We start from the raw sequence: 12,810 nt of genomic DNA, 5'->3' as shown, positions 1-12,810 counted from the left end.
TGCCTCAGGCGTCCGGCGCCTGGCGGGCCCGAGCGCGGTGCGAGCGCTGGGCGCGCGAGCGCACGATCCGGCCGAGCAACGAGTCGAACGAGCTGGAGATCTCCCGGGCGCCCGGGGTGTCCCAGCGCTGGATCGGGACGCCGGCGCCCTGAGCCTGCTGCACCGCGCTGCGGTCGGGCAGCACGGCCGAGAGCACGAGCGGGCCGAAGAGCTCGCGCAGCTCGGCGACGCGGAACTCGTGCTCCGACGAGCGGGCGCGGTACTTGTTCACCAGCACGCCCAGCGGCTGGAGGTCGGGGTTGTGCTCCCGCTCGGACTGCACCGCCTCGAACGCCCGCTGGACGCCCGACACCGCGAAGATCGTCGGCTCGGTCACCAGCACCGCGCGGTCCACGGCCACCAGCGCCGAGCGGGTCAGCTGACCGAGCGACGGCGGGCAGTCGATCAGCACGAGGTCGTACTCCGCGATCCCGGTCGCCGTGGCGCCCTGCCCGTCGCGGGGCAGCCCGGCCAGCAGGCGCGCGAGACGCCCGAGGCGCTGCGAGTTCGGATCCGGGTGGTTGTGGCGCTCGACGTCCTCCGAGCCCACGAGCACGTCGAGATCCTCGCCCCAGGCGCTCGGGCCGATCGACGAGGCGAGCAACGCCGCCGACGGGCGTTCCATCGCCTGGGCGATCGTCGTCTCGGTCGGTTCGGGCTCCAGCGCGGTGGTGGCGTTGCCCTGGGGATCCAGGTCGACCACCAGGGTGCGCAGGCCGGCCCGCAGGGCGGAACCGGCCAGACCCAGGACGACCGTCGTCTTCCCGACGCCGCCCTTCAGGCTCAGGACCGCCGTGACGTGCACGGGGGGAACCTACCGGGCGGACGCCGCGGTTGCCGGTACGCCCGCGCACGCGTCACACGTTCTACGGTGTCGCCGTGAGCCGTACCGCGTCGTTCGCCCCGGTCGACGTCGTCGCGCGCACGCTGCGGGTGGAGCTCACCGCCGCGCGCTCGCGACGCGACGGTGCCGCCCCCCGGGTGCTCGACGTCGGCGGCGGCAGCGGCACCTGGGCGGTGCCGCTCGCGGCGGACGGGTGCGAGGTCACGGTCGTCGACTCCAGCGCGAACGCCCTCGCGGTCCTGCGCAGCCGGGCGCGCGACGCCGGCGTCGCCGACGGTGTCCACGCGATCCAGGGCGACGTCGACGCGCTCGTCGACGCGATCGGCTCCGCGGAGGCCGACCTCGTGCTCGGGCACGGTCTGCTCGAGTACGTGGACGACCCCGCCGAGGCGTGCCGGGCGCTCGCCGCGGCCACGGTGCCCGGCGGCGCGGTCTCGCTGCTGGTGGCCGGTCGGTTCGCGGCCGTGCTCTCCCGGGTGGTCGCGGGCCGGCTCACCGAGGCCCGCCAGGTGCTCGTCGACCCCCGCGGCCGGTGGGGCGAGGACGACCCGCTGCGCCGGCGCATGGACGTCGAGGAGATCCGCACGCTCGTCGAGGCCGGCGGGCAGCTGACCGTCGAGCGGGTGCAGGGCCACCGGGTCCTCGCCGATCTCGTGTCCGACGGCGTCCTCGAGCCCGGCGGCGCGCCGAGCGACCCGCTCGCCGAGCTCGAGGACATCGCCGCGGGCACGCCCCCGCTGCGTGACATGGCCTCGCGGCTGCACGTCCTCGCCCGGCGGCCGGGCTGAGCGAGCAGGGGCCCGGCTCCGGTCGGGACGCGGGCTGCGGTGTCCTGCACGTCGACATGGACGCCTTCTACGCGGCCGTGGAGATCCGCTCGCGGCCCGAGCTGCGCGGCCGGCCCGTGGTCGTCGGCGGGGGACCGGAACGCGGCGTCGTGCTCTCGGCCAGCTACGAGGCCCGGGCGTACGGGGTCCGGTCCGCGATGCCCTCGGCCCGCGCGCACCGGCTCTGCCCGCAGGCCGTGTTCCTGCGCCCGGACTTCGCCACCTACGCCGAGGTCTCCCGCGCGGTCATGGCGGTGTTCCGCTCCGTCACGCCGCTCGTCCAGCCGCTGAGCCTCGACGAGGCGTTCCTCGACGTCGCGGGCGCGCTGCGCCGCCTGGGCATGACACCGCTCGGCATCGCGGCCTCGATCCGCGAGCAGGTGGCCGCGTCGCAGGGGATCACGTGCTCGGTCGGGGTCGCGCCGACGATGTTCGTCGCCAAGCTCGCGTCGCGCGTAGCCAAGCCCGACGGCGTGCACCTCGTGCCGGCCGACGGCGTCCGCGCCTTCCTCGACCCGCTGCCCGTCGGCGCGCTGTGGGGCGTGGGCGAGCGCACGGCCGAGGTGCTCGACCGCCACGGCATCGCGACCGTCGCCGACGTCGCGGCGGCGGGGTACACGACGATGCGGCGCGCGGTGGGCGACGCCCACGCCGCCCACCTGGTCGCCCTCGCGCACGGGGTCGACGAGCGCCGGGTCGACCCGCACGGTCGGGAGAAGTCGGCGGGGGCGGAGGAGACCTTCGCCCGCGACCTCGTCGACCCGGCCGTGCGGCGCCGCGAGCTGCTGCGCCTCGCCGACCGCGCCGCGCGGATGCTGCGCCACCGCGGGGTGCGCGCCCGCACGGTCGCGCTCAAGGTCAGGTTCGACGACTTCACGACGATCACACGGTCCCGCACCCTCCCGGCGCCGACGGATCTGGCGCGCGATCTCCACGCCACCGCGGTCGATCTCCTCGACGCGCTCGGCGACATCGCGCCCGTCCGGCTGCTCGGCGTGCGGGGCGAAGGGCTCGTCCCGGCCGACCGCGCGCCCGAGCAGATCGCGCTCGGCGAGCCCGAGCACGGGTGGTCCGACGCCGAGCGGGCGGCTGACCAGGCGCGTTCCCGGTTCGGCGTCGCGGCCGTGCGGCCGGCGAGCCTGCTCGGTGATCCCGACCCGACGCGGGCGCGATCTCCCGCCGACGCGGCGGAGAAGGCCCGCGACGGTCACCGACCGCAGCCATCCGTGTCGCGAGCGACGTCACCACCGGAGCCGAACGGATGATCGAGAGCGCAACACGCCGGTCCGGGTAGTGGAGCGGTCGGCGGACTCGTACGATGGTGACGGGACATCAGGACGATGCCCGCCGGACCCTCCCAGGTCGGGCGAATCTCCATTCAGTGCCGGAGGAGAATCATGCCGCTCTCCGAGCACGAGCAGCGCCTGCTCGAGCAGATCGAGCGCGCTCTCTACGACGAGGACCCGAAGTTCGCGTCCACGGTTCGGGGAGGCAAGCTCCGACGCCCGTCGCGCCGGCGCCGCATCCAGGGCATCGCGCTCTTCGTGATCGGCGTCGTGATGCTGGTACTGGGCGTGGTCTTCAGTTCCTCGGTCCCGGGGATCATCGTCAGCGTCGTGGGCTTCCTCGCGATGTTCGGCGGCGCGGTCCTCGCGATCACCTCCTTCGGCGCGCGCAAGAAGGAGGCCGCCGCGGAAGGCGAGGCCGCCGCCGGCGGCGCCGCCACCGAGAAGGAGCGCAGCCGCTTCACCTCCCGCATGGAGGAGCGCTTCCGCCGCCGTTTCGAGCAGGAGTAGCGCCACCCCGAGTCACCGACGCGCCGTCGACCCCCGTGGTCGGCGGCGCGTCGTCGTTCCGGGCCCGCTCCCGAGATCAGGAGCACCTGGTGCACCTCTACCTGCCTCGTCGGGGGCGTGACGCGCTCCTGATCTCGCGGCGGGGCGCCCGGGGGTCGCGAGGGGCACGTTTCGCATGATCAAGAGGCTCGCGGGCCTGCCGAACGTGCTTCTCGCGGCCTGAGGGCGCCGGCGACGGCGGCCCGAGGTTCCCGCCGCGCCCCACCTCGCCCCACCACGCCGCCCCATCGCGCCGCCCACGCGGAGCGAACGGGGACTTCGCGCGCAGAGAAGCAGCGAACATCCCATTGAGCACGCCGATAGGGCGTTCGCTGCATCCCCGGACCTCGCCGCCACGCCGCCCCCACCGCGCCCCACCACCTCGCCTCCACATCTCCCCACCGCGGCGCTCCACATCCCCCCACCGGGCGCCCCACGCCGCTCCCCGCGCGCCCCCACCACGCCCCACACCGCGACCACGCGAGCCCCGGAAGCGCGTTCGCCCAGCTCAGAGCCACGCCTCGGTGGTGGGGAACGACGCCGCCCGGCGTGTCGGCGCCACGAGCGAACGCCCTGGCGAGAAGGTCACCGCTCGCACCCCCCACTCCGCCCCACACGCGCTGACCAGGCACGACAACCCGATTCGGGGATCACCGGGCGCGCAGGATGGTTTGGCCGTGGGGACTTGTGGGGTATGGTGGTGCGCAGTGGGGCGGACGGGGTCTCACAGGGGAGGTGGGGGCCGTGTTCCTCGGCACCCACACCCCGCGATTGGACGACAAGGGCAGGTTGACCCTGCCCGCCAGGTTCCGCGACGAGCTCGCAGGGGGGTTGATGATCACGAAGGGCCAGGACCACTGCCTCTACGTGTTCCCCCGTGACGAGTTCGAGCAGATGGCCCGCAAGGTGGCCGAGGCGCCGTTCACCGACGAGCGGGTGCGCGCGTACCAGCGCTACCTGTTCGCCGGCACCGACGAGCAGCGCCCCGACTCCCAGGGCCGCATCCCCATCGCGGCCGAGCTGCGGCGCTACGCCGGGCTCGACCGCGACTGCACGGTGATCGGGGCGGTCAACCGCCTCGAGATCTGGGACAGCGCGGCCTGGGCGCGCTACCAGGACGAGCACGAGGCCGGCTACGCCCAGGCCCAGCAGGAAGTGCTGCCGGGCGTCTTCTGACGCCGACCGCACCGACAACAGAGATCACGCGGCGCCCCGAGGGGCGTCACGCCGGGTGCCGTGAGGCCCCGGCCCGCAGGGCGACGGCCCTGGCGCACCTTCCCCGGCGCCAGGTCCGTCGATCTGCGGACCGGGACGTGACGGCACCCGGCGCTGCGAGCGGGCAGCGAGCAGACGGCGGGCCGGCCGGTCCGCCGACGAGTCGGTCGAGGCGGGTGGCGGCAGTGGTGGACGAGCACGGGGCGGAGCCGCCCCTCGGCGGCGACCCGCCGCCGGACGTCGCCGACCAGCGCCACGTCCCGGTCCTGCTCGACCGCATCCTCTCCCTCTTCGCGCCCGCCCTCGCCGACCGCGACGCGGTGCTCGTCGACGCCACCCTGGGGGCCGCCGGCCACTCCGCCGCGCTCCTTTCTCAGCACTCCGGACTCACTCTTGTGGGTGTTGATAGAGACGAATCGGCGCTGCGGCTTGCCCGGACGCGCCTCGCGCCCTACGCCGACCGGACGCATCTCGTCCACGCCGTCTTCGACGCGCTGCCGGAGGTGCTCGACGACCTCGGGTACGACGCCGTCCAGGGCGTCCTCTTCGACCTCGGTGTGTCGTCGATGCAGCTCGACGAGGACGAGCGCGGCTTCTCCTACGCCCGTGACGCGCCGCTGGACATGCGGATGGACCCGACGACGGGGCCGACCGCCGCGGACGTCCTCAACACCTACGCCCCGGGCGACCTGATCCGGGTGCTCCACGACTACGGCGAGGAACGAGCGGCCCGGCGCATCGTCGAGGCCGTCGTGCGTGCCCGGCGGCGGGCTCCGTTGCGGACCAGCGCGGAGCTCGTCGCCCTCCTCGAGCAGGCCATCCCGGCGGCGGCGCGCCGCACCGGCGGCCACCCCGCGAAGCGCACGTTCCAGGCGCTGCGGGTGGAGGTCAACGGCGAGCTCGACGCGGTGGCGGCGGCGGTGCCGGCGGCGGTGGAGGCCCTCGCGGTCGGCGGCCGGGTGGTCGTCATGTCCTACCAGTCGCTGGAGGACCGCATCGTCAAGCGCGTGCTCGCCGAGCACAGCCGCACGAAGGCGCCGCCGGACATGCCGGTGGTGCGCCCGGAGGACGAGCCCGACCTGCGGCTGCTCACCCGCGGCGCGGAGAAGGCCGACGAGGACGAGATCGCCGCCAACCCCCGCGCGGCGTCGGTGCGGCTGCGGGCTGCGGAACGGGTCCGGGAGGCGGCGGCATGAGCACCACGAGGGACACGGCCACGGAGAGGACGAGGGCATGAGCACCGCGACGCTGACCGGCCCCCGGACGAGCGGCCGGACCGACACCCGGCCCGACCCGCGCACGCCCGCGCCGGCGCGCCGCGGGACGGCCCCGCGCCGGCCCGCCGCGACGACCCGCCGCGACGCGACCACGGAGGCCCGCGCCTCGGGGACCGCGCCCTTCGTGCTCCTCATCATGGTGCTGCTCACCGGCGGGCTGGTGGCGACGCTGTGGCTCTCGACCGCCGCCGCGGCCGACTCCTACCGCCTCGACGAGGCCCGCCAGGTCGCCCGGGACCTCTCCGAGCAGAGCGAGCGCCTGCACCGCGACGTGGAGGCCGCGCAGTCCGCGCCCGCGCTCGCGGCGGCGGCGCGGGCCCAGGGCATGGTGCCGGCGGGGGAGCCCGCCGTGCTGCTCGTCCACCCCGACGGGTCGTCACAGGTGATCGGCGACCCGCGCCCCGCGCAGGCCGTCGCCCCGCCCGTCACCCCGACCCTGCCGGCCCCCGCGACCCCCGCCGATCCCGCGCAGGTCAACGGCGCGCAGGCCGCCACGGACGGCCAGCAGGCCCCGCCGCCCGCCGGGGCGGCCGCCGCCGAGGACCAGCTCGTGGCCGTGCCCGACGACGGGCGGCCGGCGCAGGACGCGGACCGTCCCGACTCGACCGACCCGGCCGGCACCTGATGCCCCGCAGCGCGGCGACGCTGAGCCGTCCGCCGGCCCGGGCCCCGGGCGGACGTGCCCCCGGTGGCCGGCGCCCGGCGCCGCCGCCGCCCCCGCCGCGTCGTCCGGCCCGCCGTCCCGCGGCGCGCCCGCCGGACCCGCGGCGCCGCCTGCGGATCGGCCGCGTGCTGCTCGTGGCCGTGCTGCTGCTGTGCACCCTCAAGCTCGTCGAGGTCCAGGGCATCCGGGCGGGCGACCTGTCCGCCGACGCGGCCCGCCAGCGCACGACGCGGCAGGTCGTCCCCGCCGAGCGCGGGTCGATCCTCGACCGCTACGGCACCCCGCTCGCGTTCAGCGTCGAGGCGAAGGCGCTCGTCGCGAACCCGCGGCGCATCACCGCCGACTGGAACGAGCCGGCCGTCCGCTCGCAGCCCGGCTCCCCGACCGCGGACCAGCGCAAGTCGGCGATCGCCCTGGGCATGGGCCGCATCCTCGGCACCGACCCCGGCCCGATCTTCCAGGCGCTGACGTCCGACCGCAGCTACGTCGTGCTCGCCCCGCTGGTCGACCCGGGGGCGGCGCGCCAGGTGCGCGAGGCGTTCCCCGAGATCGCCGAGGAGGACCGCGAGTCGCGCCAGTACCCGGCGGGCGACGTCGCGGCGACCGTGGTCGGCAGCGCCGCGTGGAACATGGACCGCCAGAAGATCCGCGGTTCGATCGGGCTGGAGAGCGCGCTCGACACGACGCTGGCCGGTACCGACGGGTTCCGGGTCGTCGACACCGCGGAGGGCAGCGACGCCGTCATCCCCGGCACCACCCGCGCCGAGCAGCCCGCCCAGGCCGGGCGCGACGTCGTCCTCTCCCTCGACACCGACCTCCAGTACGCCGTCGAGCAGCGCCTGCGCGACTACACCGCGCGCGTCGGCGCCCGCACCGGCAGCGCGGTCGTGCTCGACGCCCACACCGGCCAGGTGCTCTCGATGGCCAACTCCGGGTCGTTCAACCCGGCCGCGCCCGGGACCCCCGGCTCGCAGCTGAGCAACCCGTCGGTCACCAGCCCCTTCGAGCCCGGCTCGGTCAACAAGATCGTGACGATGGCGGCCGCGGTCGAGGCCGGTGTCGTCCGCCCCGAGGACGTCCTCACGGTGCCGGGCAGCATCCGCTTCGCCGACCGCACCATCAGCGACGCGTGGTCCCACGGCACGATCCACCTGACGCTCAACGGGGTCCTCGGGCGGTCGTCGAACGTCGGCACGCTGATGACGGCCCAGCGGGTCGGGCCGGACCGCTTCGCCTCGATGCTGGAGGCCCTCGGCATCGGCACCCGCACGGGCATCGAGCTGCCCGGCGAGAGCCCGGGGTCGGTGCCGGCGCGCGAGGACTGGTCGGGCTCGACGTTCGGCAACCTGCCGATCGGGCAGGGCCTGTCGATGACGACGCTGCAGATGGCGAGCATGTACCAGGCCGTCGCCAACGACGGGGTGCGCGTGCCGCCGCGCATCGTCGAGGCCGAGGTCGGCGCCGACGGGGTCCGCACCCCGTCGCCCGCGCCGCCGGGCGTCCGGGCGATGAGCCCGCAGACGGCCCACACGATGCGCGACATGCTGCAGTCGGTGACGCAGGACGGCCACGGCGGCGACCGGGGGACGGGGCCGGCCGCCGCGATGCCGGGCTACCCGGTGGCCGGCAAGACCGGCACCGCGCAGCAGGTCGACCCGGGATGCGGCTGCTACTCCCAGTCGAACTACTGGATCACCTTCGCCGGGATGTTCCCCGCGCAGGATCCGCGCTACGTCGTCGCGCTCATGCTCGACCGCCCGCCGGGCGGGGACTCCGCGGCGCCGCTGTTCCACGACATCGGCGCGTACCTGGCCCAGCACGGCAACGTCCCGGTCTCGACCGCGCCGCCGCGCCACGTGCCGTTGACGCTCCCGTGACCGCCTCGTGGCAGGGCACAGGGCCTGCCGAGACGCACGGGGCCGGTGAGTAGCCTTCGCGACCGTGCCCGCCGCACCGCCGAGAACCTTCGACGACGCCGCCGGCCCCGCCCGGGGGCGGGTCCCCGACGGCGCCTCCGACGGCCCCGCGTCGGGGGCCGACGCGGGTCCGTTGCGACCGGTGCGCACCGTGCCCGTGACGGTCACCGCGGTCGCGGAGCGTATCCACGCGGCGCTCCCCGGCGAGGCCGCCCCGGAGATCGCCGGCGACGCCGCCGCGACCGTCACCGGCGCCACGCTGCGTGCCCACGAGGTGCGCCCCGGCGACCTCTTCGCGGCCCTGCCGGGCGCGCGCGCCCACGGCGCCGACTTCGCCGCCGACGCCCTCGCGCGCGGTGCGGCGGCCGTCCTCACCGACGCCGCCGGGGCCGAGCGCGGCGCGCTGCGCGACGCCGGTGTCCCCGTGCTCGTGCACGCCGACCCCCGCGGGGCGATCGGGCACGCGTCCGCCCTGGTCTACGGCGACCCGTCGACGCGGCTCGACGTCCTCGGGGTCACCGGCACGAGCGGCAAGACGACCTCGGTGTACCTGCTCGAGGCGGCGCTCGCCGCGGCGGGCGCCGGCACCGGGCTGATCGGCACCGTGGAGACCCGGCTCGGCGGGCAGCGCCTGCCCTCCGCGTTCACCACCCCCGAGGCCCCGGATCTGCAGGCCATCCTCGCGCGGATGGCCGACGACGGCGCGACCCACGTGGCCATGGAGGTCTCCAGCCACGCGCTGTCGCTGGGCCGGGTCGCGGGCACGCGCTTCGCGGTCGGTGCGTTCACCAACCTCTCGGCCGAGCACCTCGACTTCCACGCCGACATGGAGGACTACTTCGCGGCCAAGGCCCGCCTGTTCGACGGGCGGTCGGCGGCCGAGGTGGTCTGCATCGACACCTCGTGGGGACGGCGGCTGGTGCGCGAGGGCACGGTCACAGTCGGGACCCCGGACGCCGACTGGCGCGCCGAGGAGATCGTCGCCCTCCCCGACGGCACCCAGCGCTTCACCGTGCACGGCCCCGACGGGCTCGTGCTGCCGGTGGCGGTCCGCCTGCCGGGCGCGTTCAACGTCACCAACGCCCTGCTCGCCCTGGCCTGCGGGGCCGCCGCCGGGTACGACCCGGCCGTGCTCGCCCGCGGGCTCGCCGAGGTCCGGGTGCCGGGGCGGATGCAGCGCGTCGAGGCGGGGCAGCCGTTCCTCGCCGTCGTCGACTACGCCCACAAGCCCGCCGCGGTCGCGGCCCTGCTCGAGACGCTGCGCGCCGGCACAGCAGACTCGGGCGGCCGGGTGCTCACCGTCCTGGGCTGCGGGGGCGACCGCGACCGGGCGAAGCGCCCGGTCATGGGCCGGCTCGCCGCGCAGCTCTCCGACCACCTCTGGGTCACCGACGACAACCCGCGCACCGAGGACCCGGCCGCGATCCGCGCCGCGGTGCTCGACGGGGCCCGGTCGGCGGCCGCGGGCTCCGAGATCGACGAGGTCGGCGACCGGCGCGAGGCCATCGCCGCCGCCGTGGGCGCCGCGCGGGCCGGCGACGTCGTCGTGGTCGCGGGCAAGGGTCACGAGACCGGCCAGCAGATCGGGGCCGAGAAGTTCCCCTTCTCCGACGTCGAGGAGCTGGAGCGAGCGCTCGCGCGCGTCCAGGGTGGTCGCGCGTGATCGAGCTGACCCTCGCCGACGTCGCCCGCGTCACCGGGGGGCGCCTGTCCGGCGCGACGGGCGAGGAGCGCGTCACCGGCACCGTCGAGTTCGACAGCCGCGCCGTCACCACGGGCGGGCTGTTCGTCGCCCTGCCCGGTGAGCGCGTCGACGGGCACGCGTTCGTCGGGGCCGCGATGGCCGCGGGCGCCGCCGGCGTGCTGGCCGCCCGCGAGGTCGACGCGCCGGCCGTGATCGTCCCGCCGGTGCACGAGGTCTCCGGCTCCTACGTGCTCGCGGCCGACGCCGACGGCGCGGGCGCCGGGGTGCTCGCCGCCCTGGCCGTGCTGGCGCGCCACGTCGTCGACGTCCTCACCGCGGACGGCCTGCTGGTCGTGGGCATCACCGGCTCGTCGGGCAAGACGTCGACCAAGGACCTCACCGCGCACCTGCTCGAGGGCGCCGGCGAGACCGTCGCCCCGCCCGGGTCGTTCAACAACGAGCTCGGGCACCCCTGGACCGCGCTGCGCGCCACGCCCTCCACCCGCCACCTCGTGCTCGAGCTCTCCGCCCGCGGGCCCGGCCACGTCGCGGCGCTGTGCCGGGTGGCCCCGCCGCGGATCGGGGTCGTGCTCAACGTCGGTTCCGCGCACCTCGGCGAGTTCGGGTCCCGGGAGGCGATCGCGCAGGCCAAGGGCGAGCTCGTCGAGGCTCTCCCCGAGAACGGTGTCGCCGTCCTGGGCGCCGACGACCCCGTGGTGGCGGCGATGGAGCACCGGACCGCGGCGCGGGTCGTGCACGCCGGCCGCGCCCCGGAGGCGACCGTCCGCGCGGTCGACGAGGCGCTCGACGACGCCGGGCGCGCCACGTTCCGGCTGGTCACCCCGGCCGGCGAGGCCCCGGTCCGTCTCGCGCTGCACGGTGCCCACCACGTCGACAACGCCCTCGCCGCCGCGGCCGTCGCGCTCGAGGCGGGCCTCGACGTCGCCACGGTCGCCGAGCGGCTCGGCACCGCGTCGGCGCGCTCGCGCTGGCGCATGGAGCTCACCGAGCGCCCCGACGGCGTCCGGGTGCTCAACGACGCCTACAACGCCAACCCCGAGTCGATGCGCGCGGCGCTCGCGACGCTCGGCGCGATGGGCGGGCGCCACACCGCCGTGCTCGGGATGATGGCCGAGCTGGGCGACGACGCCGCCCGCGCGCACGGGGAGATCGGCCGCGAGGTCGCCCGCACCGGCGTCGAGCGGCTCGTGGTGGTCGGCGCGGACGAGGCGGTGGTACGCCTGCACGAGGCGGCGGCCTCGGCGGGCGTCGACTCCCACCTGGTCCCCGACGTCGCGGCGGCGGCTGAGATGGTGAGCGCCGGCGTCGCGCCCGGCGACGTCGTGCTGGTCAAGGCGTCCCGGTCCGCGGGGCTGGAGAGGGTCGCCGCAGTGCTCATCGACGGGGAAGGAGCCCGATGAGGGGCGTGCTGGTCGCGGCGGGGGTCGCGCTGGCCGTGTCGATCCTCCTGACCCCGTACGTGATCCGGCTGTTCATCAAGCAGGGGTTCGGCCAGGAGATCCGCGAGGAGGGCCCGCAGAGCCACCGCGGCAAGCGGGGCACGCCCACGATGGGCGGCGTCGCGATCCTCGTCGCGGTGTGGGTCGGCTACCTCGGGGCGCACCTCGTCGGCGACGTCGCGATCTCGGCGTCCGGCCTGCTCGTGCTGATGCTCATGACCTCGCTGGGGATCGTCGGCTTCCTCGACGACTTCATCAAGATCCGGCGCCAGCGCAACCTGGGCCTGAACAAGACCGCCAAGCTGGTCGGGCAGCTGGTGACGGCCGTCCTGTTCGGGGTGCTCGCGCTGCAGTTCCCCGACGAGCAGGGCCTGCGACCCGCGTCCCCGAACCTCTCGTTCGTCCGCGACATCGCGGTGGTCAGCCTCGGCACCATCGGCTTCGTCATCTTCTGCTACCTGGTGGTGACGGCCTGGTCGAACGCGGTGAACCTCACCGACGGGCTCGACGGTCTGGCGGCGGGGACGTCGGCGATGGTGCTCGCCACGTACCTCATCGTGTCGTTCTGGCAGTTCCGCAACGCGTGCGGCATGCAGATCGAGGCGGGCTGCTACCAGGTGCGCGACCCCCTCGACATCACCCTCGTCGCCGCGGCCGCGATGGGGGCGTGCATCGGGTTCCTGTGGTGGAACGCCGCCCCCGCGAGGATCTTCATGGGCGACACGGGGTCGCTGGCCCTCGGCGGGCTCTTCGCTGGGCTGAGCATGGTGACGCGCACCGAGCTGCTGCTCGTCGTGCTCGGCGGCGTGTTCGTCGTCGAGGCGCTGTCGGTGGTGCTGCAGGTCGCGGTGTTCCGCACGACGCGACGGCGACCCTTCCGCATGGCGCCGTTCCACCACCACTTCGAGCTGGCCGGCTGGGCCGAGACCACCGTGATCATCCGGTTCTGGCTGCTCGCCGCGATCTGCTGCGCCCTGGGGCTGGGGCTGTTCTACAGCGAGTGGTTGGCAGCGTCGGGTGGCTAGCCGGACGCGCAGCGCAGCGGAGCC

General features: G+C 75.7%; 11 protein-coding genes. 10 read left to right on the top strand and 1 reads right to left on the bottom strand.

From position 1 onward, the window contains the following. Positions 1-4 precede the first annotated feature (4 nt). The gene (locus QSK03_RS17840) at positions 5-844 is read right to left on the bottom strand and encodes a ParA family protein (protein WP_285654590.1); all 840 of its coding nucleotides are present in this window, start codon (positions 842-844) and stop codon (positions 5-7) included. A gap of 74 nt (positions 845-918) precedes the next feature. Here QSK03_RS17840 and QSK03_RS17835 point away from each other — a divergent pair, with 74 nt between their 5' ends. From QSK03_RS17835 to mraY, 10 genes are all read left to right on the top strand, one after another. Next, positions 919-1,671: a class I SAM-dependent methyltransferase gene (locus tag QSK03_RS17835; RefSeq protein ID WP_285654588.1), complete on the top strand. Its 753-nt coding sequence runs from the start codon at positions 919-921 to the stop codon at positions 1,669-1,671. Further along, on the top strand, positions 1,668-2,975 hold the full coding sequence (dinB, locus tag QSK03_RS17830; protein ID WP_285655039.1) for a DNA polymerase IV: 1,308 nt from the start codon (positions 1,668-1,670) through the stop codon (positions 2,973-2,975). Before QSK03_RS17835 ends, dinB begins: the two co-directional genes overlap by 4 nt. A gap of 132 nt (positions 2,976-3,107) precedes the next feature. After that, entirely contained in the window at positions 3,108-3,506 is a 399-nt protein-coding gene (locus tag QSK03_RS17825; protein ID WP_285654586.1) for an SCO2097 family morphological protein, read from the top strand. Between the two features lie 783 nt (positions 3,507-4,289). Next, complete coding sequence (gene mraZ / locus QSK03_RS17820; RefSeq protein WP_285654584.1) at positions 4,290-4,721, top strand: division/cell wall cluster transcriptional repressor MraZ; 432 nt, start codon at positions 4,290-4,292, stop codon at positions 4,719-4,721. A 224-nt stretch (positions 4,722-4,945) separates the two neighbouring features. Beyond that, complete coding sequence (gene rsmH, locus QSK03_RS17815; protein ID WP_285655036.1) at positions 4,946-5,956, top strand: 16S rRNA (cytosine(1402)-N(4))-methyltransferase RsmH; 1,011 nt, start codon at positions 4,946-4,948, stop codon at positions 5,954-5,956. Positions 5,957-5,993: 37 nt separating this feature from the next. After that, positions 5,994-6,662: a cell division protein FtsL gene (gene ftsL, locus QSK03_RS17810; RefSeq protein WP_285654581.1), complete on the top strand. Its 669-nt coding sequence runs from the start codon at positions 5,994-5,996 to the stop codon at positions 6,660-6,662. After that, a complete protein-coding gene (locus QSK03_RS17805; RefSeq protein WP_285654578.1) occupies positions 6,662-8,578 on the top strand; it encodes a peptidoglycan D,D-transpeptidase FtsI family protein in 1,917 nt (638 codons plus the stop codon). The genes ftsL and QSK03_RS17805 overlap by 1 nt, the downstream gene beginning before the upstream one ends. A gap of 181 nt (positions 8,579-8,759) precedes the next feature. Next, the gene (locus QSK03_RS17800; RefSeq protein WP_502872189.1) at positions 8,760-10,280 is read left to right on the top strand and encodes a UDP-N-acetylmuramoyl-L-alanyl-D-glutamate--2,6-diaminopimelate ligase; all 1,521 of its coding nucleotides are present in this window, start codon (positions 8,760-8,762) and stop codon (positions 10,278-10,280) included. Then, on the top strand, positions 10,277-11,722 hold the full coding sequence (locus QSK03_RS17795) for a UDP-N-acetylmuramoyl-tripeptide--D-alanyl-D-alanine ligase (RefSeq protein WP_285654577.1): 1,446 nt from the start codon (positions 10,277-10,279) through the stop codon (positions 11,720-11,722). The genes QSK03_RS17800 and QSK03_RS17795 overlap by 4 nt, the downstream gene beginning before the upstream one ends. After that, positions 11,719-12,786, top strand: a complete 1,068-nt coding sequence (mraY, locus tag QSK03_RS17790; protein WP_285654575.1) for a phospho-N-acetylmuramoyl-pentapeptide-transferase — start codon at positions 11,719-11,721, stop codon at positions 12,784-12,786. The genes QSK03_RS17795 and mraY overlap by 4 nt, the downstream gene beginning before the upstream one ends. Positions 12,787-12,810 lie beyond the last annotated feature (24 nt).

Origin of the sequence: Actinomycetospora sp. NBRC 106375, from assembly GCF_030269665.1 — a bacterium.
GTDB lineage: Bacteria > Actinomycetota > Actinomycetes > Mycobacteriales > Pseudonocardiaceae > Actinomycetospora.
Note: the sequence above shows the minus strand (reverse complement) of the source record. Positions and strands in the feature narration are given on the sequence as shown.